Genomic DNA, 22999 nt, shown 5'->3' with positions numbered 1-22999 from the left:
TTGGTATTCACATATGAGAACAGCAGTTCTGCAAAAATTGGTACATGGCGGCGGGGTAGGCGTCAAGCCGCCGTGATGGTTCGACCGGAGGGTCCATGACAACGAGTGACACCAAGGACGCTGGCGAGGCCGGCCGGTCGGTCAAATCGGCCGAGCGGGTGCTCGACCTGCTCGAAACCATCGGCACCATGCCGGGCGGCGCGAGCTTTTCGGGGCTCTCGAGCGAGCTCGCCATTCCCAAATCGAGCCTGCATGCGCTGCTGGCGGTGCTGCTCAACCGCGGCTATGTCGATTTGGACCCGGTGGCGCGGCGCTATTCGCTCGGCATCCGCGCCTGGGAGACCGGGCAGGCCTATCAGCGGCACCATTCGGTGATCGGGCTAGCCGAGCCGGTGCTGGCGGGCATCGTGGCGCGCGTCAACGAGACGGCGCAGCTGGCGCGGCTGGTGGGGGCCGAAAACGTCTATCTGGTGAAGGTGGATTCCACCCATCCGCTGCGCCTGCAATCGGAGGTGGGAACGCGGCTTTCAGCCCATGCGACGGGGGTGGGGAAGGCGCTTCTGGCGCAGCTTGGCAATGAGGAGGTGAAGGCGCGCTTCCCCGGCCCCGACCTGCCGGTCTATACCGCCAACACCCATGGCAGCACGCAGGCGCTGCTCGCCGAACTCGCCGAGACGCGGCTGCGCGGCTTTGCCATCGACAATGAGGAATATACCCCCGGCGTCTTCTGCGTGGCCGTGCCGGTGCATGCCGGGCAGGACCGCGCCAGCAACGCCATCAGCGTCTCTGTGCCCGTTTCCCGCGCGACGGTGCCGGCGTTGAGCGAGGCCCTGTCGCTCGTGGCGCAGGGCAGTCTCTCGATCTCGCAGCGCTCGGGCAGCCGGCGGGCCGACCCGCGGCTTTCGGCGCTGGCCGACCCGGCGACGGCCGCCGAGGCCATCGCCGCGCTGGTGGAATCGGGGCGCTATCGGCTGGGCTTTGCCACCGGCGCCGGTCAGGCGGTGAGGTAGAAGACGCGCTTGAGCGGATCACGGGCCGGCTTGTCGCCCTCGAACTCGAGCACATCGGCCATGTGGCGGCGCCATTTGAGCACGATCTCGGGCTCGGGCGTATCGGGGTCGTAATGCCGGTCGCGGATCATGTGGCCGAAGACGCGGTTGGTCTTGATATCGAGGAAGATCTCGTAAAACACGATGCCCTGTGCCTTGAGCGCCTCGGACATTTCGGGCCAGAGCGCATCGTGGCGCTTCTCATATTCCTCGGCCATGCCGGGCTTGACGCGCAGGATGAAGGCGCTGCCTTTGAGCGAAGACCAGTTCAACGGTGTTCTCCCTTGAGTGAATAGACCTGTTGCGGGGCCCCGCCCGCAGCAGACGAAGCCAGCATGGCCGCGATGGTGGATGTGGTGGCCGCCCCGATCCAGCCGGGGGACTGGTTGGTGCCCCTGCCCTGCGCCAGATCGCACAGCGCATGGACCGGGCCGCGACAGTGATAGACCCAGTCGCCGGACGGGATATCGAGCCGGTGGGTCTGCCCGTCATGGGTCTTCCACTCGCAGAGGTCGCGGTCGAACTCGGCCGAGAGCACGCCGCCTGAACCGGCGATGAAGAGGCGCATGAGGCCGCGATTGCCCTGCGGCATGGCGGCAGCACCCGAAATCGACGCCACGGCGCCGGTATTGAGCTTCAATGCGCCGCTATCGGCGAGATCGACAACGTCGCGGGCAAAGGCGTGAGCCGAGGCGGCGACCGGTTCGAGGCCGGTCAGATACATCATCAGCGCCAGAGAATGGGAGAGCTGGCCATAGGCGAAGCCCCCGCCCTGCCCCGGATCCTGCCAGGTCGAGCGATCGGGCCGGAAGAAGGTGGTCTTCCAGCTGTCGAGGCCGCGATCGCCGTGGAAGACGTCGCGGGTGGCGGAGATGAAGCTCGCCATCACATGCTCGATCTCGCCCACGAGGCCGTCAGCGATGCGGCGGCGGAGATCTTCGACCTGCGGCAGATATTGGTAGCCGTTTGAGACCAGCAGGTGCCGGCCGGTCTCGCGCGCGATGCGCACAAGGTCCCAGGCTTCGACCGGATCGAGGGTCATCGGCTTTTCGCACAGCACATGGGCGCCGCCTTCGAGCGCCGCCTTGGCCTGGGCGTAGTGCAACTGGTGCGGCGAGGCGATGACGACGATGTCGGGCTTGCGGGCCAGAACCTCCTCATAACTCTCGGAGGCGAAGGCGAAGCCGAAATGGTCCTTCACCCGGGCGAGTTCGGCAGGCCCGAGGCGGCAGACGGCATCGAGCGCCACATCCTCGCGCGAGGCAAGGACGGGAATGTGGTTGGCGGCAGCGTACCAGCCTGCCCCGATGACGGCGGCTCGCAGTTTGGCTTGCGGCATGAAGACACTCCGTTGGGGTGGACAGGCTTTGTTTCAACGCGTTTCCGGACGGCGAACCGGCATCCACTTCGGCTGGAACGCTCTAGTGAGCGGCGATGCGGGGCGGGAGGAATTCGGGCGATTCATCGGGCGAGAAGGCCGGCACGAAATCGGGCTCGATGGCGGTGGCGGCATGGGCGAGCACGCGGGCGCGGAATTCGGCGATCAGCCCGGCATGGGCGGGATCGGCGGCGAGATTGTGCTGCTCGAGTGGATCGGCAAGCGTGTCGGCGAGGAAGGGATCTTCCTCAGCGGGCGCAATCGCAGCGCCATCCTGCCGGACATTCATATCAAAGCGGTAGCGGGCGGTGCGGATGCAGGTGCGGCGCGGCCATCCTCCGCCATTGCGCCAAAGGCCGTTGTTGGCGGCCGACGAGGCACGCGAGCCCGACGCGCCACTGCCGAGCGTCGACCAGATTGCATCGGGCTCGGGATCGGCAAAGAGATCGCGGCCGGCAAAGCTGTCGTCGGGCGCAAGGCCGGCAAAGCCGCAGAAGGTGCGGGCGAGATCGAGCCCCTGCGCCAGATCACACCGCACCTCGCCCTCGGGCAGATGGCCCGGCCACGAGACGATGAGCGGCACGCGCTGGCTCTGGCGGGCATGGACGACCTTTGCGAAGAGGCCGTTTTCGCCGAGCGAAGCGCCGTGATCGGCGGTAAAGAGCACGATGGTGTTCTCGAGCAGGCCCCTGAGCTTGAGCATGCCGAGCACCAGCCCGACCTGCGCATCCACCCAGGTGGTCAGCGCATGATAATCGGCCTGCGCCTGCTGCATCTGCTCGTGGCTGAAGGCGCGGCCGCCGACCATTTCGGCGAAGGCCTCCTCATAGACGCTGCCTTCGAAGGCCGGCAGGTTGTGCCCCGGCCAGTCCGAGGGCCGATACATGCGGCGGTAATGGGCGGGCGGCAGCACGGGGGTGTGGGGCTGGAGCCACGAGACGCGCAGGAAGAACGGCTCCTCCCCGGCATGCGCATCGAGCCAGCGCGTGGCGTTCCACGTCACGGCCTCGGGCGGATAGGGCTTGTCGGAGGGAAAGACGCCGCCGACGGGCGACGGAATGCCGGCCGGCACGATGGGTTCGAGGGCTTTGGGGTTTGTATCGAGCCCGAAGCCATGCATGGACGATCCCTCGCCATTGTCTTCGGGCCAAGGGTGGTAGGCGGCGTGATGATGGCTCTTGCCGATGCTCGCGACGCGATATCCGGCGGCGGCGAAATGCTGCGGGAAGGTCGGCAGGATGTGGGGCAGCGGATAGGACCGCCACGACCCCTCGTTTGAATAGACGCCCGTGCGCTCGGGCAGATTGGCCGTGAGCATGGAGAGTCGCGAGGGTACGCAGGCGGGTGAATTGCAATAGGCATTGGTAAAGCGCACGCCGCGTGCCGCGAGGCTGTCGAGATGCGGGGTGTGCACCGGCGCCCAGGCTTCGCCATAGCAACCGAGCGCCGGGGCGCGCAGTTCATCGGCAAAAAGCCAAAGGATATTGGGCCGCGCCATGAGAACCCTCCCTTGTTCACATATGCGAGCAGGCGTTCTCATAGCAGGAGGCTAACGGCGGCGACAAGCGAAAATGCCCCGACCTCGTCACTGACCTCGCATGGCCAGATAAAAAAGGCCCCCGGGACCCGTCAGCAACGGGCTCCGGAAGCCGAAGGCACAAGACCGAAGCGGGTCAGTGATAGAGCACGATGGGGATGAGGCAGGAGCGGATGACTTCGGTGGCTGTCGACCCCAGGAAGAGCTGGCGCAGCCGCGACTTGCCGAAGGCGCCCATGATCAGCAGATCGATGCCATCGGTGACGACGCGCTGGGCGATGACCTGATCGGGCTCGCCGGCCGCGATCTCGGTGGTGACGGCATAGCCGGCGGCGGTCAGTTTGGCCGCTGCCGTGGCGAGGGCAGCGCTCATCGCCTCGCTCTCCTTGCCCACATGTAGCAGGTGATAGGTGAGGTTGGGGAAGAGGTGCCGCTGCGCGATGCGGTCGATGCCGGCATTGACCGACGGACCATTGTCGAAGGCGATCATGACGCGGGTGATCGGCTTGAAGGCGCGCGGCGCGACAAAGACCGGCAGCTTGGTGCCGCGCACGATGCGCTCGAAATTGCTGCCCAGATGCAGACGGGCGAAATCGGCACCCTCCCCGCGCTTGCCGATGACGAGGAGGTCGGCATCGTCCTCGAGCTCGCGCAGCACTTCGACGAGGTCGCCGCGCCTGAGGGTCGGCTTGATGACATCGATACCACCAGCGCGCAGCACTGATTCGGCCTGGTCGAGGATGAGCTGCCCGCGACCGGCGGCGAGCCGGGCATGATCCTCGTCAAGCTCGGCAAGCTCCTGCAGCAGCACCGCCGAGGCGTTGATATCGAGGCTGCCCGTCATCATCATCGGGGCGGACGCCAGCTCCTGCCGGGCGAGGACGTGGACCGGCTCGACCGGCGCGCCGCTCTTGCTCGCGATCCAGGCGGCATAATCACAGACGCTGCGGGCGTAGATCGATCCGTCGATCAGGGCGAGTATCTTGCTGGGCATGGCTCTGCTCCATGGCTGTCCACCATCACTGCGCGGCGATGGCTCCGGGCGCGGACCTTACCACGATCGAAGGCTTTTGATTGAGCGTTTCGACATCCATGCCGGCGATCTTCTTGTAGCCATCGGCGACGGCCTGGCGCTCGGCCGGCGACAGCACCTCGTCGATATGGCCGAACTGCCCGCCGCAGCGCTCCTCGACGATCTGCATTACATGGTCGGGCCCGTTGCCGCGATTGGCGAGCACGACGCGGGTGGTGGCGGGGCGGCGCTCGGCCTCGTAGGCGGCAAGGGCATCAAGGCCGACGCCATGATCCTGAACGGCGCGCGCGAAGACGCGGGCATCGAGAATGGCCTGCGAGGCGCCGTTGGAGCCGATGGGATACATGGGATGGGCAGCATCGCCCATCAGCGTCACGCGCCCGAAGGTCCAGCGTTCGAGCGGGTCGCGATCGACCATCGGATATTCATAGCATTGCTCGGCCGAGCGGATGAGGCCGGGCACATCGAGCCAGTCGAACACCCAGGGCTCGAACCAGGGCAGAAAATCGCCATCGGCGCCGGCGCGGCTGTAATCCTCGCGCTTCCAGCCCATGGCCGGATCGAATTTGCGCTCGGCGATCCAGTTGATCAGCGCCAGGCCGGTTTCGGGATCGGCCGGGCCGATGGGATAGGTGACGAATTTCTGGAATTCGTGGCCGGCAGAGGCGATCGAGGCGCCGCTGAGAAAGGGCTTTGCCACCGTCGTGCCGCGCCAGAGCACCGCGCCGCTCCAGCGCGGGGCGCCCTCGCCGGGATGGAACTGCGCGCGCACGGCCGAATGAATGCCATCGGCGGCAACGAGCAGGCTTCCCGACACGGTGCGGGTGGCGCCGTCGGCACCGCGCAGGGTGACGTCGACGCCATCGGCAGTTTCGGCCACCCCGGTCACCGCCTGCCCGGTATGGACCGGGACACCGGCGGCGATGGCCGTTTGCAGCAGCATCATGTGCAGCTTGCCGCGATGGACGGAAAACTGCGGCCAGCGATAGCCGGCCTCGGTGCCGCGCGGCTCAGACCAGATGGGCAGGCCCTTCTTGGTGAAATAGCAGAGCTCGCGGGTGCGGATGCCGGTGGCATCCATATCGGCTTCGAGCCCCATCTCGAAGAGTTCGCGCACCGCGTGGGGCTGGACGTTGATGCCGACGCCAAGCGGCTTGAGCTCGGGCACCTGCTCGTAGATTTCGGCGGCGACGCCGATCTGGCGCAGCGACAGGCCAAGGGTGAGCCCGGCAATGCCGGCTCCGGCGATGATGATGGTCACGATATCCTCCCCCGGCACCGCATTGGGTCAGCGGCATTGTCCTCTCGCCATAGCGAAAAGCGGCGACCGGGCAAAGAGGTTCGAAGGGCGAACCCCATCAGCCGAAATTGGGGCGGCGCTTTTCGAGGAAGGCGCGCAAGCCTTCTTCGGCATCGGGACCCGTCTGGCTCAGCGCGGCGGCAAGGCTTTCGGTAAAAAGCCCGTCCTCGCTCGCCATGTTGGCGATGCGGGCGATGGACTGGATGATGAAGTGGTTGACTGTAGGGGAATTGCCCGCGATGGCGCGCGCCAGCTCCATGGCGCGCTCGAGCCCCTGGCCCTGCGGCACGACGTAATGGGCAAGGCCCAGCCGCTCGCCATCCTCGGCAGAATAGGTGCGGCCGGTGAGCATCATCTCGGCCAGCCGGTCGGCCCCGATGAGGCGGGCGACGCGGACGCTGGCGCCGCCACCCACGAAAATGCCGCGCTGGCCCTCAGGCATGCGGAACATGGTGCCGGTTTCGGCGACACGGACATGGGCGCAGGCGGCGATCTCGAGCCCGCCGCCCATCACCGCGCCTTCGAGCGCCGCGACAACCGGCAGCCCGCCGAACTGAATGAGGCCGGATACGGCGTGCCAGTTGCGCGAATGGCGCATGACATCGAGCGGAGGCCGCGCAACCTGTTCGGACAGATCGAGCCCGGCCGAAAAATGCCCGCCCTTGCCCGAGAGCACGACGACGCGCACGCCTTCGGGCGGCGCCGAGAAAAACTGCCGCAACGCCTCGATGGCCGCGTCGTTGAGCGCGTTGCGCTTGGCGGGGCGGTTGAACTGCAGATGCGCGATAGTGCCCTCGCGCGTGATCAGCAGCGGGGATTCGGCGTCGGTTGCGGGGCTGGTCATCGGGTGATCCTTGAACAGGAAGCGCGGCCGGTGATGGGCGCAAAGGGGCAGGCGCGACTTGCGGCGCGGGCGTTTAACGGGTCAAATCGGGCACGAGGACGAAAGAGGAGCGCGGCCCGCCGATGGCGCAGGACGAGAGCGACGCCATCGATACGGCAGCGGTGACCGGCATCATCGGCTACAGGCTGCGACGCGCGCAGCTGCACATCTTCCAGAGCTTCATCGACCGCTTCGCCGACGAGGATCTGCGGCCGGCCGATTATTCGACGCTGGCGCTGATCCGCGACAATCCGGGCCGCAAGCAGACCGAGATCGCGGCCGTGCTGGGTATCAAGCGGGCCAATTTCGTTTCGCTGGTGGGCGGGCTCGATGCGCGCGGACTGGTCGAGCGCCGCGCCCGCGACGGCGACCGGCGCAGCCACGCGCTTTATCTGACGGCAGCGGGCGAAGCGGCCATGCGAAGGCTCGATGCGCTGCAGGCGCGATTCGAGGCGGACTGCGTTGCGCGGCTGGGCGGGGAGGCCGAGGCGCGCGACTTTCTCGCGATGCTGGACAGGCTGATGGGCGTTGGCCGGTAGGGGACGGCCAGAGGCCTTTTCTTGCATTTGGGAAGGCAGGAAGGCCCCCTCACCCGGCGCTTCGCGCCGACCTCTCCCCCTAAGGGAAAGGTAAGGGAGGGCGTGGAGCGGTAGGAGCCGAATGCAGCTGCCTGCCTGACAGAAAGACGCGCGGGGCGAGGCCCCCTCACCCGGCGCTGCGCGCCGACCTCGCGCCATTCGAGCGTAGCTCTCATGGCCTTCTCGGCTCCAATCCGTCCACCGGACGGATTGTCCGGCTGCGCCGTCGCCTCGAAGCCCCCAAAGGGAGAGGTAAGGGAGGGCCGGCTGCAAGGTCCGAGCTTGAGCCGTCACGCGGTGATCTCGCCGGTGAGGGCCGCGACCATTTCGGGGGGCATGGGGAGGGATTTGATGCCGCCGGGGGCGTCGGGGTCGGGGCCGACCAGCACCCTGACCTCATGGCCCTCGATGCAGAGCGCGCCGCCATTGTAGAGGCGATGGACCAGCGTGAAGCTCGAGCGCTTGAGGCCGGTGATCTCGGTTTCGATGGTCACGACATCGCCGAAGCGCGAGGGCTTCATGAATTTGGCGCCGGTATCGACCATCGGGATGCCGAGGACGCCGAAGCGCTTCGTCCAGGCGATCTTCTTTTCACCCAGCGCGGCCTCGAAGAGCTTGGCGGTCGCGGCATCGAAAAAGCGGAAATAATTGGGGTAAAAGACGATGCCGGCCGGATCGCAATCCCCGAACTGAATTTCCACCTCGAAGCGATTGATGAACATCGGCTTGTCCTATTTCGGCTGCATGCGCAGCGCGCCGTCGAGGCGGATGGTCTCGCCATTGAGATAGTCGTTCTCGACCATGGCCAGCACGAGCTTCGCGAACTCGGCCGGCGCCCCCAGCCGGGCCGGATAGGGAATGCCAGCGGAAAGCCCGGCCTTCACCTCATCGGGCAGTTCGGCGAGCAGCGGGGTTTCGAAGAGGCCCGGTGCGATGGTCAGCACCCTGATGCCGAAGCGCGCGAGTTCGCGGGCCGCCGGCAGAGTCAGGGCCGCGATGCCGCCCTTGGATGCCGCGTAGGCCGCCTGCCCGATCTGGCCCTCGAAGGCCGCGACCGAGGCGGTGGAAACGATAACGCCGCGATTGCCCGCCGCATCGGGCTGGGCCAGCGACATGGCGTGCCCCACAAGCCGCAGCATGTTGAAGGTGCCGATGAGATTGACCCGCACGACGCGCTCGAAGGCGTCGAGCGGCATCGGGCCCTCGCGCCCGACGATGCGGGCAGCGGTGCCGATGCCGGCGCAGTTGACGAGGATGGACAGCGTGCCGAGTTCGGCGGTGATGGCAGCGACGACGGCCGTGGCGCCCTCGCCGTCGGCGACATCACAAGCGAAGGCCCGACCACCCAGTTCGGTCGCGACGGCTTGTGCCGCATCGGCGTTGCGGTCGAGAATGGCGATGCGCGCGCCCTGTTCAGCGAGAGCCCGGGCGGTAGCGGCGCCAAGCCCCGACCCACCGCCGGTGACGAGCGCCAGTTTGCCGGCGATCTCCATCACCTGGCCTCCGGATTTTCGAGCAGCAGGGCAATGCCCTGCCCGCCCCCGATGCAGGCCGAGGCAATGCCATAGCGCTGGCCGGATCGGCGCAGTTCGCGCGCCAGTGTCAGCGCTAGCCGAATGCCGGTTGCCCCGAGCGGATGGCCGATGGCGATTGCCCCGCCATTCACGTTGACTTTGGTTTCGTCGAGCCCGAGTTCGGCGATACAGGCGAGGATCTGGGCGCCGAACGCCTCGTTGATCTCAATGCGGCCGATATCGGCGAGCGTCAGGCCAGCCTCTTCGAGCACGGCGCGAATGGCGGGTGCCGGACCGATGCCCATGATGGCGGGCGGCACACCGACGGCGGCCGAGGCGACGATGCGGGCCAAGGGCGTGCGGCCGTTTTCGGTCGCGACGGCCTCAGTGCCGACGATGACGGCACCGGCGCCGTCGACGATGGCGGAGGAATTGCCGCCTGTCTGCACACCGCCAAAGGCGGGGCGCAGCTTGGCGAGCACCTCATAGGGCGAGGGGCGGATGTGGCTGTCGGCCTCGACGCGATCGACCCCCTTGGGCAGCTTGATGCCACGCGGCTCGAGGCCCTCGATGGCGAAAGTCTCGGTTTCGACGGCGACGATCTCGCCGGCGAGGAAGCCCTCGTCGCGGGATTTGATGGCGCGATCAAAACTCCGAGCGGCGAAGCGGTCGACGGTTTCGCGGGCAATGCCGTATTGTTTGGCGAGGTTTTCGGCCGTGTCGCCCATGTTGACGCAGGCTGCGGGGTCGTAGAGCGCCTCCCAGAGGAAATCCTTGAACTCCACCTGCCCCATGGTGAAGCCATTGCGGTGGGTATAGGCGGCGATGGGGTTGCGGCTCATGGACTCCGTGCCGGCGGCCAGCGCCAGCTCGATGCGGCCGAGCGCGACGGCGTCGGCGGCCTGGGCGATGACTTCGAGCCCGGTGCCGCAGATGCGCTGCACGAGATGGGCCGGCGCTTCGACCGGCACGCCGGCATAAAGCCCGATATGGCGCGGGGTGACATAGGCATCAAAGGAAGCCTGGGCCATCGAGCCGGCAATGGTGGTGCCGATGCGCGTTGGATCGATGCCGGAGCGGCGCACGGCTTCGCGCGCCACCTTGATGCCGAGATCAATGGGCGAGACCTGCGAAAGGGCCCCGCGATAATCGATGAAGGGCGTGCGGGCGCCATCGATGAGCCAGGCATCGGTAAAGGAAAGCCTGAGTCCCCGTGGGGTATTGGCCATGTCAGTTCACCTTTCGCGGGAAGACGAGGACGTGCGGGGGCGGCGGATCGCGATAGAGATCTTCGACCTGTGCGGCCCGGGCAGCCATTACGGCGCGCTGGTTGATCGAGCCCTTGTCGGTGACCTCGCTCTTGTCCATCTGCGGGGGCAGAGCGAGGAGGATGGCGCGGGCCAGGTGGTTGGAGCTGCCGGTGGCCTTGAGCGCGAGCGCCCCGAGCTTGTCTTCGAACGCTGCGCGCACGGAAGGATGGCCGGCAATCTCGGCGGGCGCTGAACCTTCGGGCAGGCCGGCTAGGCGGCGGCAGGCTTCGAGATCGGGGAAGATCAGCGCGCCGATATGGTTGCGATCAAGCCCGGTGAGCACGAGGTCGCGCGCCAGCGGCGTGGCGGCTGCAAGTGCGGCACCACGTACGGCGGCCATGTTGACCCAGGTGCCGGTGGCGAGCTTGAAATCCTCGCTCACCCGGCCGTCGAAGACGAAGCCTTTCGAGACATCGTCGGGGTCGGCGAATTTCAGCGCATCGCCGATGCAGTAATAGCCCTCGGCGTCGAAGGCCTGGGCGGTTTTTTCGGCATCCTTCCAATAGCCCGGCGTGACGTTGGGGCCGCGCAGGCGCAGCTCCATCTTCTCGCCATCGGGCACGAGCTTGATCTCGAGGCCCGGCGCGGGCAGCCCCACCATGCCGGCGCGCTCCACCGGCCAGGTGGTGGTGAAGGCGAAGGGGGCCGTCTCGGTCGAGCCATAGCCGGTGATCATCATGATGCGCTCGCCGGTCGCATCGCGGGCGGCGGCGTCGAGCCCGTCCCAGACATACTGGCTGAGGCCGGCGCCGGCATATTGAAGCAGCTTGAGGTTCTTGAAGAAGCTTTCGCGCAGCGCTGCGTTGGTGCGCAGCGGCTCGATCAGCATCTCGTAGCCCTTGGGCACGTTGAAATAGACGTGCGGGGACACTTCGGAGAGGTTGCGGATGGTGCGCCCGATGTTCTGAGGGGTTGGCTGGCCATCGTCGATATAGAAGGCGCCGCCATTATAGACCGCGATGCCCAGATTGTGGCTGCCCCCGGCGACATGGTTCCACGGCATCCAGTCGATGAGGATCGGCGGCTCATCGGCGAGGAAGGCGAGAGCGTGCCGGATCATCTCCTGATTGGTGGTCAGCATGCGCTGGGTGGTGATGACGGCCTTGGGGCTGCCGGTGGAGCCGGAAGTGAACAGGAATTTCGCGATCGTATCGGGCCCGATTGCGGCGGCTGCGGCGTCGAGCGCGGGGGTGGGCGCGGTGGTCTCGAGGTCGGAGAGGAGCTGCGACGGGCGGCCCGGCAGCGGATTGCGCGAGACGACCACCGCCGTATCGGCGGGCACGACGGCCTCGATCGCCGGACCGAAGGCCGCGCCATCCTCGGCATAGACCATGCCGGGGTTCAGCAGGTCCAGGATGTAGCGCAGCTTGCCGAAATCCTTGGACACCAGGGAGTAGGCCGGCGAGAGCGGCGCATGCGGGATGCCGGCCAGCATGGCGGCATAGCCTAAAAGCGCGTGCTCGATGCGGTTGCCAGAGAGGATAACCAGCGGCCGCTCGGCAGAAAGCCCGGCATCGAGCAGGGCCTGCGCGAGCGGCCGGATGCGGCGCGCGACGTCAGCATAGCTTGCCGTGCGCCAGCCGTTTTCGCCGCGATCGGCGATCATGACCGCATCGGGCGTGCGCTCGGCCCAGTAGGCGATGCGCTGGGGCATGGAACGGGCGGGCTCGGGAAGGGCGTCGGGCGAGGCAAGGCGAATGACCCCGCCGGGATCGCGCTCCATCGTCACGCGCAGCGTGCCCATGCGCACGGCACGCAATGCCGGCTGACCATCCTCCATCGGCCCCTCCTCCATTTGTTATGAAGCATAACAAACAGGCCGGGCTGCGGCAAGCGGCTGACGCGCCCCCTCGCGACGGCACGGCGGGGAGCCGTTTTCGCGTCGCCGGCGCGATAGTTGCGCAGCGGCCACAACGGGGCGCGGCGGAATGGATCGGGAAACCATGAGGCTAACGCAGTGCTTGTGGCAAAGGGCTGCAAATGCTTGATAGGATCAGGTTCACATCGTTTCGCCACTTTCGGGGACGTTTCGCCCATGAGCAGCGCCGGCCAATCGGCAGCAGTCGCAGCATCCCCTGCCCGTCCCCCCGTTGCGGCCAATGAGGGTGGCGGCTCGCTCGGCCATGTGCGCAGGCTGGTGGATGAGCGGCTCGAACTGCTGGTGCCGCCGGGCGATGCGCAGCCGAGGAACCTGCATCTGGCCATGCGCCACGCCCTGATCGCGCCCTCCAAGCGCGTGCGGCCGGTGATGTGCTTCCTCATCGCCGACCCCGGCGAATCATTGCGTGAAGCGGCCCTCGATGTGGGGTGCGCCATCGAGATGGTGCATACCGCCTCGCTGATCCTCGACGACCTGCCCTGCATGGACGATGCGGCAATGCGCCGCCAGCGCCCCACCACGCATGTGCAGTTCGGCGAGGCCACCGCGATTCTCGCCGCCATTGCGCTGATGAACCGCGCCTTCGGCATCATCGCCGAACTCGAGCAGGTGCCCGCGCCCGTGCGGACGCGGCTGGCGGCGATTCTCTCGGATGCCATCGGCTCGAATGGGCTGGTGGCCGGGCAGGAAATCGACATCAACGGGCGCGACGGGCTGACGGACGCCAAGCCGGTCGAGCAGCTCAACTGGCTCAAGACCGGCGTGCTGTTCGTCGCCTCGGCCGAAATGGGCGCGGTGCTGCGCGGCCTCGATGCCCAGCAGGTGGGCGCGATCAGGAGCTTTGCGCGGCATTTCGGGCTCGCCTTCCAGACGGCGGACGACCTCATCGACCAGACGGCCAAGCCGGCGGAAGCGGGCAAGGACGTCAACCAGGACGGCAGCAAGCCGACGCTCGTTTCCCTCCTCGGGATCGAGCAGGCGCGCCTGAGCTGCGCGGAGCACCTCAACCTTGCGAGACGGGCCTTGGCCGAAGCGCGGATCGATGCCACAAGGCTCGACGAATTGGTGGCGCGCGTGTTCCAGACGCGGAGCACCGGTTCGGCCACCTGACGCCGTCTTCCGGGGACAGCCTTGACGCCTGCCGCCACGCCCATTCTCGCCGTCGAGGCGCTCGAAGTGCGCTTCGGGACACGCAACGTGTTGCGCGGGCTCAACCTCGCCATCGCCTCGGGAGAGATCTTCGGCCTGCTCGGACCCAATGGAGCGGGCAAGACGACGCTCATCCGCACCATCTGCGGCCGGGTGACCCCGACTGCGGGTGACGTGACGATTGCCGGCCACAAGCGCGGCAAGCGGGCGGCACTCAACCATATCGGGCTCGTGCCGCAGGAGCTGGCGCTCTACATGCACCTCAGCGTGCGCGAGAACCTCGTCGCCTTCGGCAGGCTCTCAGGGCTGCGGCGCAAGGACACGCACCGGGCCGTGGACTGGGCGCTCGAAGCGGCGCGGCTGCGCGAGCGGGCCGACGATCCGGTGGATATCCTGTCGGGGGGATGGAAGCGGCGCGTCAATATCGCCGCCGCCATCCTGCACAATCCGAGCCTGCTGATCCTCGACGAGCCGACGGTTGGCGTAGACGTCGATGCGCGCAACGAGCTGCAGGACGTCATCCGCGACCTCAGCCTGTCGGGCATGGCGGTGCTGCTTGCGACCCATGATCTCGACCAGGCCGAAACGCTATGCGCCACCGTCGGTTTTCTGCGCGACGGGGTGATCGCGCCCAAGGGCACGCCGCGCGGGCTGATCGCTGAGACCTTCGAGGGGCAGAAGGAAATCATCCTCGAGTTGCGCCGCAAGCTCACCAAGAAGCAGCGCGATGCGCTCGTGCGCTCGAGCTTCATCGCCGGCACCTCGGAAATGAGCTGGTCGGTGATGGGTGCGGCCGATGGCAGCACCTCGGTGGGGCTGGCCGAGCGGCTCGAACGCGTCGGCATCCTCGTTCGCGAGATCCGCCTGCGCGAGCCCGGGCTCGACAGCCTCTTCCTCCACCTGTCGCGCAAGAAGACCGACCGCGCTCCGATGGTCATCGAGGAAGCGGCATGATTTTCGCCATGCTCAAGGTGCTGGCGCTGAGCCTCATCCGCGACCGGGGGGCGCTGGCGATGGCGTTCATCCTGCCCCCGACGATCTTCGTGATCTTCGCGGCGATCTTTTCGGGCACATCGGGCGACGAATTGCGTTTGCAGGTTGCTTATGCCGGGCTCGCCCCCTCGTCCGCAGCGACCCGGCTCGAAGCCGAATTGCGCGCCGAACCCTCACTGCGCATGCGCGCGGAGACCTATGGTTCGCTCGAGGCGCTGCGCGAGACGGTGCTGCATGGCGAGGCCGATGCCGCCATCGCAGTTGTCGGGCCGCTCGATGGCAGCGGCGAGGAACCGCCTGTGGTGGTGGTGATCGACCCGGGCAAGCTGATGGCCGGATCGATCGTTTCGGGCCATGTGCAGCGCATTCTGGCCGAAAAGCTGCCCGAGATCGGGCTCTCGCGCACCGCCCCGGCGATCGGGCAGCTGGTGGGAGGCTTCTCGCCCGAGCAGCAGGCGCGGCTTGCCGCAGGCCTCGACGCGGTGGCCGCAGAGCCGCCGCCCACCGAAGGCAGCGATGCGCTCGTGAGGCTCGACACCACGGGCCCGAGCGGGGAAGCCAGCGCCACCGTCACCTATTATGCCGGGGCCGTCGCCATCCTCTTCCTGCTGTTTTCGGCGATGCAGGGCGCCGCCACCCTCATTGAGGAGCGCAATTCGGGCATCGTCGACCGGCTGGCCGTGGGGCCGGCGGGCACGGATGTGGTGGTGATCGGCAAGTTCCTGTTCCTGACAGCGCAGGGGGTCATCCAGGTTTTCCTGATCTTCCTCGTTGCGGCGATCGCCTATCGCGTGGCGTTCTGGGATGAAGCCCTGGCCTGGAGCCTGACGACGCTGCTGGCGGCGGCGGCGGCGGCGGGGCTCGGGCTGCTCGTGGCTTCGGCCTGCACCTCCAAGCAGCAGGCGCAGACGATTTCCACCTTCATCGTGCTGGTGTGCTCGGCCATCGGGGGCTCGATGGTGCCCCGCTTCATGATGCCGCCCTGGCTGCAGCAACTGGGCTGGTTCACGCCGAATGCGTGGTCCATCGAGGCCTATCATGGCGTATTATGGCGCGGAGAGTCGCTCGAAGAGCTGGCTGCGTCTTTCGCGCCACTTGCCGCGACCGCTGCCATAGGCGTATTGGCGGCCCTGGTGATTTCGCGCATACGCCTGCGGCTCTGAGCCGAAGGAGACGTCAATGGGTTTTCTCGATTTCCTCGTTCCGGTCGTGATGATCGCCGGCACCGTCGCATTCATGGAATGGTTCGCGGCCTGGAGCCACGAGCACATCATGCATGGCTGGGGCTGGGGCTGGCACAAATCGCACCACGAGCCGCATGAGGGCGGGCTCGAACTCAACGACCTCTATGCGGTGGTGTTTGCCTGCTTTGCCATCGGGCTCTTTTATGTCGGGTCGTTCTACTGGCAGCCGCTGCTGTGGATCGCCATCGGCATCACTATCTATGGCTTCCTCTATTTCTTCTTTCATGACGGGCTGGTGCACCAGCGCTGGCCGTTCAAGTATATCCCGCGCAAGGGCTATCTGAAGCGCGTCTACCAGGCGCATCGCCTGCATCATGCGGTCAAGGGCAAGGAGGGCTGCGTGTCCTTCGGGTTCGTCTATGCCGAGCCGGTCGACAAACTGGTCAAGAAGCTCGACAACCAGCCCAAGCCCTATGACAAGACCGCCCATCTCGACGATGACGAGCGCCCCGCGCTGCACTGAGCGATGGCGCGCGATCCGGTGACGCGAGAGGCTCTCGTCGCGCAGTTGCGCGACCTGGGCGTCATGCCGGGCGATCTGCTGCTCGTGCACACCTCGTTTCGCGCCGTGCGGCCTATCGCGGGCGGACCCGAGGGGCTGGTGCTGGGCCTGCTCGACGCCGTGGGGCGTGAGGGCACGCTCGCCATGCCGGGTTGGACGAGCGAAGACGACGCGATCTTCGACCCGGCATTGACCCCCTGCCCCGCCGATCTCGGCATCACCGCCGAGACCTTCCGGCGCATGCCGGGGGTTGAACGCTCCAGCCATCCGATGGCTTTCATCGCGAAGGGGCCGCTGGCCGCCGAGGTCGTCTCCGGCGACCTGCCGCTGCCCCCGCATGGGCCCGCGAGCCCGGTCGGGCATATCCACCGCCTCGACGGCAAGATCCTGCTTTTGGGCGTTGGGCAGGATGCCAACACCACGCTGCATATGGCCGAGAGCCTGGCGGGCGTGCCCTATTCAAGCCGCTCGTTCCTGACCATCGAACGCGATGGCCAGCCGGTGCGCGTGGCGGTCGACGAGCCCGACCATTGCTGCCAGCGGTTTTCGCTGGCCGACGACTGGCTGTCCGCCGAGGGCAGGATCGCCATCGGTCCAGTCGGGCACGGCACGGGGCGGCTGATGAGATCGCGCGATGTCGTCGAGGCAGCCGTGATGCGGCTGCGGGTTGATCCGCTGGTGTTTCTGCACGGCCCCGAGGCGGGATGCGAGGAGTGCGACGCGGCGCGGGGGAGCGTTGGGGTGGGAGGGGCCCCGTAACGCGCAAGCGGCAAGGCCCCCTCACCCGGCCTGCGGCCGACCTCGCGCCATTCGAGCATAGCTCTCATGGCCTTCTCGGCTTCAATCCGTCCACCGGACGGATTGACCGGCTTCGCCGTCGCCTCGAAGCCCCCGAAGGGAGAGGTAAGGGTGCGCGAGCCTTGGGAATGGCGGTTCTGGCATGATGCTTAGTGCGGGGCTCCTCTTCACCTCTCCCTTTGGGGGAGAGGTTAAGGGCGCGCGAGGCTCGAGAATTGGGGGGGTGGGGCGATACCTGGTGCGGTGCCCCCTGTGCCTGAGGTCAACCTCGCCCTGGGCGGGTCCAGAGGGCGGTGCGGTTGGTGCGGTGGGGGGCGATGCGGCTGGTGGCGACGTCGAGGAGCGCGGTGGAGAGGAGGGCGAGTTTCTGGGCGCGGGTGGTCGAGACGCGGCGATCCCAGGCCGAGGGGCCGCCTGACCTGAGACGGGCGCCGATGGCGCGGTAGACGCGGCGGGCGGCGGCGATGGCCCAGGCGGAGCGCGGCGGCAGCGCCGCCATGCCGACAAGAGCGGAATCGTAATAGCGATCGGCGATGTCGAGCAGCTCGAGAGCAGCGTTGTGCAGGCGCCGGCGCTGCTCGGGATCGTCGGGATCGACGCTGGTCACCCCGTGACGGGCCAGAAGCTCGTCGGGCAGGTAGCAGCGCCCCATGCGCGCATCGTCGACGACGTCGCGGGCGATGTTGGTGAGCTGGAAGGCGATGCCGAGATCGGAGGCGCGGTCGAGAACGGCCGGATCGCGCGCGCCCATGATCATCGCCATCATCACTCCGACGACACCGGCGACGTGGTAGCAATACTCATAGGTGTCATCGAGGGTCGCATAGTGGCGCTCCTCGACATCCATCTGGAAACCGTAGAGCAGCTCCTGCGGGTGGATTGCGGGGATGGCGTTGTTGGCAACCACGCGCCGCAGCGCCTCGAAGATCTCGTCTTCGGCCTGCCCGCCCTCGAGCGCCGCCTTTGTCTTGCGGCGGAGTTCGGCGAGCCGCTCAGCCTGGCCGCGGCGGAAATCGGCCTCTTGGTCGTGCCCCAGGGTCTGGCCGTCGATGACGTCGTCGCAATGCCGGCACCAGGCATACAGCATGACCGCGTCGTCGCGCGTCGACTTGTCGAAGAGGCGCGCGGCGGCGGCAAAGCTCTTCGAGCCGTCGCGGATCGCCGCCTCGGAGGAGGCGACGACGCTGTCTTCGGCCATTGCGCTCATGCGCGCGCGCCCGCATCGGCGATCATCAGGCCCGCCGTGGCCTTGGCCGAACCCACGACGCCGGGAATGCCGGCGCCCGGATGGGTGCCCGCACCCACGATGTACATGTTGGAAATCAGGTCATCGCGGTTATGCGGGCGGAACCAGGCGCTCTGGGTGAGAATGGGTTCGACCGAGAAGGCCGAGCCCAGATGCGAATTAAGCTCGTCGCGGAAATCGAAGGGCGAGATGTGGCGAACCGTGACCAGGTCGCGGCGCAGGCCGGGAATATAGCGCTGGTCGAGATAATCGAGGATGCGGTCGCGGTAGCGCGGCCCTTCGACATCCCAGTCGATATCGGCAGTGCCCAGATGCGGCACGGGCGAGAGGACGTAATAGGCACTGTGCCCCTCGGGCGCGAGGCTGTCGTCGGTGACCGAGGGGGCATGCAGGTAGAGCGAGAAATCATCGGCTAGCTTGGGCGCGGTGAAGATCTCCTTGATCAGCTCGCGATAGCGCGGCCCGAAGAGCACGGAGTGATGCGCAAGCTCGGGCCTTTTGCCCTTGAGGCCGAAATAGATGACGAACAGCGACATCGAATAGCGGCGGTTTGCCAGCGACTTGCCATAGGACCGGCCACGCTCGTGCCCGCCGAGCAGCTTGGCGTAGGTGTGCACCACATCGGCATTGGAGGCGACCATGTCGAAGGGATGGGCGATGCCATCGGCGGTGACGACGGCCCGGACGCGGTTGGGCTGGCCTTCGATGCGGTGGATTTCGGCGCTGGTGCGGATGGTGCCGCCCAGATCGGTGAAGAGCTTGACCATGCCCTTGACCAGCGCGCCGGTGCCGCCCTTGGCGAACCACACCCCGCCGCGACGCTCGAGCGCATGGATGAGCCCGTAGATCGAGGAGGATTCGAAGGGATTGCCGCCCACCAGCAGGGTATGGAAGCTCAGCGCCTGGCGCAGATGCTCGTTCTTCACGAAGCTCGCGACCTTGGAATAGACGCTGCGATAGCTTTCGAGCCGCACAAGCTGGGGCGCGGCTTTCATCATCTGCCAGAAATTGAGGAAGGGCACCGAGCCCAGTTTCACATAGCCTTCCTGGTAAAGCTCTTCGGAATAGGCGTGGAAGCGGCGATAGCCATCGACATCCTCGGGCGCCATGGCGGCGATCTGGCGGTCGAGCTCGGCCTGGTCGTTGACATAGTCGAAGCGCGTGCCGTTTTCCCAGCAGAGCCGGTAGAAGGGGGAGATGGGCACGAGGGTGACGTCGTCGGACATCTTCCGGCCGGACAGCGTCCAGAGTTCCTCGAGGCAGGCCGGATCGGTGATGACGGTGGGGCCGGCATCGAAGGTGAAGCCATCCTGCTCGTAGACATAGGCGCGCCCGCCGGGCTTGTCGCGCTTTTCGAAGATGGTGGTGGCGATGCCGGCGCTCTGCAGGCGAATGGCGAGCGCAAGGCCGCCGAACCCGGCTCCGATGATAGCTGCGGTCTTGGTCATGAGGTCACTGTCTTCTTGTTCGATCGGTTGAGCTGCGGCGCTTCGAGCAGGCAGGGCAGCGCGCGGGATACGGGTACGGGCGGCTTGCCGATAAGGATCCGCGCTATATCGCCCCAATGGGTGCGCCCGGCATAAAAGCGCTCCACCAGCGGCTGCGGCAGCCGGTAGAAGCGCTGCAGCACGAGGTGGCGGCGATCCGGTACGGCGGCCTTGAACAGCATGCGGTTGAGGAAGCGGTAGAAACTCTGGTCCTTGGCACGCTTGAGCGCGTGGCGGCGGATGCGCTCGGCCAGCGCGGCGCTGCCGGCGGGCCAGCTCTCGGCCACGAGATTGGCGATCCGCACGGCTTCGGGCAGGGAATAGCCGGTGGTGGGGTGGAAAAGCCCGGCTCGCATGCCGGCCTGCGGAATATCCTTGGGCGCATCGGCCCAGAAGCGCTCTGCATCGAAGGCAAGTGCGATGGGCAGCACGCCATGCTCCTCGCGCACCACCGTGCGTAAGGTCCAGCCTTTCGCCTCGGCATAGGCCGAAATGTCGGCGGCGAGCGCCTGCATGTCGAGCGCCTCGCCATCGGCGTAGCGCGTATCCTCGATGAGGATGCGGGTGGGCGAGAAGGGCAAGAGGTAGACGAAGCGGTAGCCGTCCTTCTGGTCGACGGACGCATCCATGATCATCGGCACATCGACGCCATGGGGCTCGGTGGTCTCGATCTCGAGGCCGACGAATTTCTGGAAGCCCAGCAGCATATGCGGGCTCTGGCGGTGGCCGCTGGCATCGATGACGCAGGCGGCGGGGATGGCCTCACCGCTCGAGAGCGTCACTCCATCCGGCCGGATATCGCGCACCGGGGCCAGTGTGCGGATGGTGAGGTTGGCGAGCCGCGCCATGGCGTCGGCGACCGACTGGGAAGTCAGCGAGCCATAGCCGGTCGAAAGCTTGCGCGCGTGAGCGACGAAGCGCACCTGCTGGCCGGGCCAGCGATGGGCGACCAGGGGGCCGACCCACTGCCAGTCGGCCCTGCTGATATCGGGCTCGTGAAACGACCAGGTGTGTTCGCCAAAGGGCGCGGCGGCCGCCTCGAGCATGAGGATCGGCTGGTCGGGAAAACTCTGCGCGAGCCGCTGCGCGATGAGCGCGCTGGCGAGCCCCGCCCCGACAAGCACAAGCGGGCCCTGCCCCGGTATCGGCATCGTGGTTCAATCTCCGGCAAGCTGCCCGAACGGCCTCTCTTACGGCAATTCGAGCGATGTCGCCAAGCGGGCAGCCCCGGCTGATCGCCGGGTCGGTTCACGCTTGCTTACGCCGACGCCCCGCAATCGGACCAACCGCACCCACTCGCGCCAGTTGCCAGTGGGGCGCCGGACCAGTAAACCGGCCGGAATACCGGGCTTGCCCGGGCCATCCAGGGATCAGGCCGATGATTGGCGCAGTGCCGCAACACCTCGTGGACGATGCCGTGATGCGGGCGCTGGCCGAAGATCTCGGGCTTGCCGGCGACCTCACCTCGCAGGCTGCGCTGCCGGCCGAATCGCGCGCCACGGCCGAGATCGTTGCGCGGGAAGCGGGGGTCGTTGCGGGACTGGCGCTGGCCGCCGCGGCCTTCCGCCTCATCGGGCCGGGCGTAAGCTTCTCCCCTGCCCTTGCCGATGGCGATGGCGTTTTGCCCGGCGGAGTGGTGGCGCGGGTCGAAGGGCCTGCCCGGCTGGTGATGTCGGCCGAGCGCGTGGCGCTCAACTTCCTCAACCGGCTTTCGGGCATCGCGACGCTGACGCGCCGCTATGTCGATGCCGTCGAAGGGACGGGCGCGCGCATCTGCGACACGCGCAAGACGACGCCCGGCCTCCGCGCTTTCGAAAAATACGCGGTGCGCTGCGGCGGTGGCACCAACCACCGCTATGCGCTCGACGATGCGATCCTCATCAAGGACAATCATATCGCGGTGGCCGGCGGCGTGGCGGCGGCCTATGCGATGGCGGTGCGCAATGCCGGGCATCTCGTGGCCATCGAGATCGAGGTGGGTTCGCTCGCCGAGCTCGAGGAGGCGCTGACAGCCGGGGCGCGCATCGTGCTGCTCGACAACATGGAAAACGACACGCTGCGTCAGGCCGTCGCCATTACGCGCGGCCGGGCGCGTCTCGAAGCCTCGGGCGGGGTAAAGCTTGATCGGGTGCGGTCCATCGCCGAGACGGGGGTCGATTTCATTTCGACCAGCCAGATCACCATGGCGGCGCCACCGCTCGATCTCGGGCTCGACGTGGTGATCCAATGACGCGCGCGCTGCTGGGACTGATGGAGGCGGCGGCCCTGGCGGGCGCCCGCGCCATCATGGATGTCTATGCCACCGAGTTTGCGGCCATCGACAAGGCCGACGGGTCGCCCGTGACGGTCGCCGATGCGCGCTCGGAGGCGATCATCATCGCCATGCTGTCCGAGACCGGCATTCCCGTCCTCGCCGAGGAAAGCGCGGCGGAGGGTCGGGTGCCCGAGCTGGGCAACCGCTATTTCGTCGTCGATCCACTCGATGGCACCAAGGAATTCATCAAGCGCAACGGGGAATTCACCGTCAATATCGGGCTCGTCGAGAATGGCCGGCCGATCCTCGGCGTCGTTCTGGCGCCGGCGATGGGCGAGGGCTATTCGGGCGGTGCGGGCGGCGCTGAAGCCTTCACGATCGTCGACGGGGCGGCGACGGCGCGCCGGTCGCTCAAGGTGGACCGGGACGCAGAGATGCGGGTGGTGGCGAGCCGCTCGCACGGCCATGCGGCCCTCGCGCGGCTCTGCGACGAGATGGATGTGGTCGAGGATGTGTCGATCGGCTCGTCGCTCAAATTCTGCCTTCTCGCCAGGGGCGCGGCGCGGCTCTACCCCCGCTTCACGCCGACCTGGGAATGGGACACAGCGGCGGGCCAGGCCATTCTGGAGGCGGTGGGCGGCAGCGTACTGACACTGGATGGCAGGCCACTCGGCTATGGTAAGTCCGGCAGCCGCCATCTCAATCCGTTCTTCGTGGCTGCCGACGAACCGGAGCTGGCACGCACTGCCGCCGAACGCATGGCGCGCCTTCTCGCCTGAGCCGATCGATACAATTGGACTTTAAATGATCCGCCGCGCCAGCGGGCCGTACACTTGAACTATGGCGGGCCGGCATATATATGCCA

22 protein-coding genes are annotated in these 22999 nt (G+C 67.1%); 9 read left to right on the top strand and 13 right to left on the bottom strand.

The annotated features are described in order from the left end of the window. Window positions 1-95: 95 nt before the first annotated feature. On the top strand, window positions 96-1010 hold the full coding sequence (locus tag BT183_RS01920) for an IclR family transcriptional regulator (RefSeq protein ID WP_072338720.1): 915 nt from the start codon (window positions 96-98) through the stop codon (window positions 1008-1010). Here BT183_RS01920 and BT183_RS01915 read toward each other — a convergent pair. From BT183_RS01915 to BT183_RS01890, 6 genes are all read right to left on the bottom strand, one after another. After that, window positions 995-1321 (bottom strand): L-rhamnose mutarotase, encoded by a 327-nt coding sequence (locus tag BT183_RS01915; RefSeq protein WP_084603188.1) that lies wholly within the window; start codon window positions 1319-1321, stop codon window positions 995-997. The two genes, BT183_RS01920 and BT183_RS01915, sit on opposite strands and share 16 nt — an antisense overlap. Further along, window positions 1318-2388: a Gfo/Idh/MocA family protein gene (locus tag BT183_RS01910; protein ID WP_072338719.1), complete on the bottom strand. Its 1071-nt coding sequence runs from the start codon at window positions 2386-2388 to the stop codon at window positions 1318-1320. Before BT183_RS01910 ends, BT183_RS01915 begins: the two co-directional genes overlap by 4 nt. Window positions 2389-2470: 82 nt before the next feature. Further along, the gene (locus BT183_RS01905; protein ID WP_072338718.1) at window positions 2471-3925 is read right to left on the bottom strand and encodes a sulfatase family protein; all 1455 of its coding nucleotides are present in this window, start codon (window positions 3923-3925) and stop codon (window positions 2471-2473) included. A 175-nt stretch (window positions 3926-4100) separates the two neighbouring features. Next, window positions 4101-4958 carry a universal stress protein gene (locus BT183_RS01900; protein WP_072338717.1) on the bottom strand — a complete coding sequence of 286 codons (858 nt, stop codon included), beginning with the start codon at window positions 4956-4958 and terminating at the stop codon, window positions 4101-4103. 25 nt (window positions 4959-4983) lie between these two features. After that, on the bottom strand, window positions 4984-6258 hold the full coding sequence (locus BT183_RS01895; protein ID WP_072341358.1) for a flavin-dependent oxidoreductase: 1275 nt from the start codon (window positions 6256-6258) through the stop codon (window positions 4984-4986). A gap of 97 nt (window positions 6259-6355) precedes the next feature. Next, on the bottom strand, window positions 6356-7141 hold the full coding sequence (locus BT183_RS01890; protein WP_072338716.1) for a crotonase/enoyl-CoA hydratase family protein: 786 nt from the start codon (window positions 7139-7141) through the stop codon (window positions 6356-6358). A gap of 122 nt (window positions 7142-7263) precedes the next feature. Here BT183_RS01890 and BT183_RS01885 point away from each other — a divergent pair, with 122 nt between their 5' ends. Next, on the top strand, window positions 7264-7719 hold the full coding sequence (locus BT183_RS01885; protein ID WP_072338715.1) for a MarR family winged helix-turn-helix transcriptional regulator: 456 nt from the start codon (window positions 7264-7266) through the stop codon (window positions 7717-7719). Between the two features lie 329 nt (window positions 7720-8048). On the opposite strand, the gene BT183_RS01880 is transcribed toward BT183_RS01885, so the two are convergent. From BT183_RS01880 to BT183_RS01865, 4 genes are read right to left on the bottom strand one after another with little or no spacing between them, the layout of a single operon-like run. After that, the gene (locus BT183_RS01880) at window positions 8049-8480 is read right to left on the bottom strand and encodes an acyl-CoA thioesterase (protein ID WP_072338714.1); all 432 of its coding nucleotides are present in this window, start codon (window positions 8478-8480) and stop codon (window positions 8049-8051) included. A gap of 9 nt (window positions 8481-8489) precedes the next feature. Continuing rightward, a complete protein-coding gene (locus BT183_RS01875) occupies window positions 8490-9251 on the bottom strand; it encodes an SDR family NAD(P)-dependent oxidoreductase (protein ID WP_072338713.1) in 762 nt (253 codons plus the stop codon). Beyond that, window positions 9251-10501, bottom strand: coding sequence for a thiolase family protein (locus tag BT183_RS01870; protein WP_072338712.1), 1251 nt, complete (start codon window positions 10499-10501; stop codon window positions 9251-9253). Before BT183_RS01870 ends, BT183_RS01875 begins: the two co-directional genes overlap by 1 nt. 1 nt (window position 10502) lies before the next feature. Further along, window positions 10503-12362, bottom strand: a complete 1860-nt coding sequence (locus BT183_RS01865; RefSeq protein ID WP_072341356.1) for a feruloyl-CoA synthase — start codon at window positions 12360-12362, stop codon at window positions 10503-10505. A 255-nt stretch (window positions 12363-12617) separates the two neighbouring features. Between BT183_RS01865 and BT183_RS01860 the strand changes: the two genes are divergently transcribed. The 5 genes from BT183_RS01860 to BT183_RS01840 are packed head-to-tail and all read left to right on the top strand — an operon-like array spanning window position 12618 to window position 17108. Further along, the gene (locus BT183_RS01860) at window positions 12618-13571 is read left to right on the top strand and encodes a polyprenyl synthetase family protein (protein WP_072338711.1); all 954 of its coding nucleotides are present in this window, start codon (window positions 12618-12620) and stop codon (window positions 13569-13571) included. A gap of 21 nt (window positions 13572-13592) precedes the next feature. Continuing rightward, window positions 13593-14564 carry an ABC transporter ATP-binding protein gene (locus tag BT183_RS01855; protein ID WP_072338710.1) on the top strand — a complete coding sequence of 324 codons (972 nt, stop codon included), beginning with the start codon at window positions 13593-13595 and terminating at the stop codon, window positions 14562-14564. Continuing rightward, a complete protein-coding gene (locus tag BT183_RS01850; RefSeq protein ID WP_072338709.1) occupies window positions 14561-15766 on the top strand; it encodes an ABC transporter permease in 1206 nt (401 codons plus the stop codon). The genes BT183_RS01855 and BT183_RS01850 overlap by 4 nt, the downstream gene beginning before the upstream one ends. A gap of 16 nt (window positions 15767-15782) precedes the next feature. Then, on the top strand, window positions 15783-16310 hold the full coding sequence (locus BT183_RS01845; RefSeq protein WP_072338708.1) for a sterol desaturase family protein: 528 nt from the start codon (window positions 15783-15785) through the stop codon (window positions 16308-16310). A gap of 3 nt (window positions 16311-16313) precedes the next feature. Next, entirely contained in the window at window positions 16314-17108 is a 795-nt protein-coding gene (locus BT183_RS01840; protein ID WP_072338707.1) for an AAC(3) family N-acetyltransferase, read from the top strand. Between the two features lie 301 nt (window positions 17109-17409). Here BT183_RS01840 and BT183_RS01835 read toward each other — a convergent pair whose 3' ends face one another. Genes BT183_RS01835 through crtY form a run of 3 tightly spaced genes read right to left on the bottom strand, consistent with a single transcriptional unit; the run spans window position 17410 to window position 21031 of the window. Then, window positions 17410-18354, bottom strand: coding sequence for a phytoene/squalene synthase family protein (locus BT183_RS01835; protein WP_210185432.1), 945 nt, complete (start codon window positions 18352-18354; stop codon window positions 17410-17412). Next, window positions 18351-19841: a phytoene desaturase gene (locus BT183_RS01830; protein ID WP_072338705.1), complete on the bottom strand. Its 1491-nt coding sequence runs from the start codon at window positions 19839-19841 to the stop codon at window positions 18351-18353. The genes BT183_RS01835 and BT183_RS01830 overlap by 4 nt, the downstream gene beginning before the upstream one ends. Then, window positions 19838-21031, bottom strand: coding sequence for a lycopene beta-cyclase CrtY (gene crtY / locus BT183_RS01825; RefSeq protein ID WP_072338704.1), 1194 nt, complete (start codon window positions 21029-21031; stop codon window positions 19838-19840). Before crtY ends, BT183_RS01830 begins: the two co-directional genes overlap by 4 nt. 227 nt (window positions 21032-21258) lie before the next feature. Between crtY and nadC the strand changes: the two genes are divergently transcribed. Then, the gene (gene nadC, locus BT183_RS01820; protein WP_072338703.1) at window positions 21259-22110 is read left to right on the top strand and encodes a carboxylating nicotinate-nucleotide diphosphorylase; all 852 of its coding nucleotides are present in this window, start codon (window positions 21259-21261) and stop codon (window positions 22108-22110) included. Further along, the gene (gene cysQ, locus BT183_RS01815; protein WP_072338702.1) at window positions 22107-22913 is read left to right on the top strand and encodes a 3'(2'),5'-bisphosphate nucleotidase CysQ; all 807 of its coding nucleotides are present in this window, start codon (window positions 22107-22109) and stop codon (window positions 22911-22913) included. The genes nadC and cysQ overlap by 4 nt, the downstream gene beginning before the upstream one ends. Window positions 22914-22999 lie beyond the last annotated feature (86 nt).

Source organism: Devosia enhydra, from assembly GCF_900119845.1.
GTDB lineage: Bacteria > Pseudomonadota > Alphaproteobacteria > Rhizobiales > Devosiaceae > FPKU01.
The sequence above is the reverse complement of the archived record's forward strand: the minus strand, read 5'-3'. Positions and strand labels throughout refer to the sequence as shown.

Coding starts and splice junctions, on each gene's coding strand:
- BT183_RS01920 (WP_072338720.1), top strand. CDS start 96: ATGACAACGAGTGACACCAAGGACGCTGGCGAGGCCGGCCGGTCGGTC.
- BT183_RS01910 (WP_072338719.1), bottom strand. CDS start 2,388: ATGCCGCAAGCCAAACTGCGAGCCGCCGTCATCGGGGCAGGCTGGTAC.
- BT183_RS01905 (WP_072338718.1), bottom strand. CDS start 3,925: ATGGCGCGGCCCAATATCCTTTGGCTTTTTGCCGATGAACTGCGCGCC.
- BT183_RS01900 (WP_072338717.1), bottom strand. CDS start 4,958: ATGCCCAGCAAGATACTCGCCCTGATCGACGGATCGATCTACGCCCGC.
- BT183_RS01890 (WP_072338716.1), bottom strand. CDS start 7,141: ATGACCAGCCCCGCAACCGACGCCGAATCCCCGCTGCTGATCACGCGC.
- BT183_RS01885 (WP_072338715.1), top strand. CDS start 7,264: ATGGCGCAGGACGAGAGCGACGCCATCGATACGGCAGCGGTGACCGGC.
- BT183_RS01880 (WP_072338714.1), bottom strand. CDS start 8,480: ATGTTCATCAATCGCTTCGAGGTGGAAATTCAGTTCGGGGATTGCGAT.
- BT183_RS01875 (WP_072338713.1), bottom strand. CDS start 9,251: ATGGAGATCGCCGGCAAACTGGCGCTCGTCACCGGCGGTGGGTCGGGG.
- BT183_RS01870 (WP_072338712.1), bottom strand. CDS start 10,501: ATGGCCAATACCCCACGGGGACTCAGGCTTTCCTTTACCGATGCCTGG.
- BT183_RS01865 (WP_072341356.1), bottom strand. CDS start 12,362: ATGGAGGATGGTCAGCCGGCATTGCGTGCCGTGCGCATGGGCACGCTG.
- BT183_RS01860 (WP_072338711.1), top strand. CDS start 12,618: ATGAGCAGCGCCGGCCAATCGGCAGCAGTCGCAGCATCCCCTGCCCGT.
- BT183_RS01850 (WP_072338709.1), top strand. CDS start 14,561: ATGATTTTCGCCATGCTCAAGGTGCTGGCGCTGAGCCTCATCCGCGAC.
- BT183_RS01845 (WP_072338708.1), top strand. CDS start 15,783: ATGGGTTTTCTCGATTTCCTCGTTCCGGTCGTGATGATCGCCGGCACC.
- BT183_RS01840 (WP_072338707.1), top strand. CDS start 16,314: ATGGCGCGCGATCCGGTGACGCGAGAGGCTCTCGTCGCGCAGTTGCGC.
- BT183_RS01835 (WP_210185432.1), bottom strand. CDS start 18,354: ATGAGCGCAATGGCCGAAGACAGCGTCGTCGCCTCCTCCGAGGCGGCG.
- BT183_RS01830 (WP_072338705.1), bottom strand. CDS start 19,841: ATGACCAAGACCGCAGCTATCATCGGAGCCGGGTTCGGCGGCCTTGCG.
- crtY (WP_072338704.1), bottom strand. CDS start 21,031: ATGCCGATACCGGGGCAGGGCCCGCTTGTGCTTGTCGGGGCGGGGCTC.
- nadC (WP_072338703.1), top strand. CDS start 21,259: ATGATTGGCGCAGTGCCGCAACACCTCGTGGACGATGCCGTGATGCGG.
- cysQ (WP_072338702.1), top strand. CDS start 22,107: ATGACGCGCGCGCTGCTGGGACTGATGGAGGCGGCGGCCCTGGCGGGC.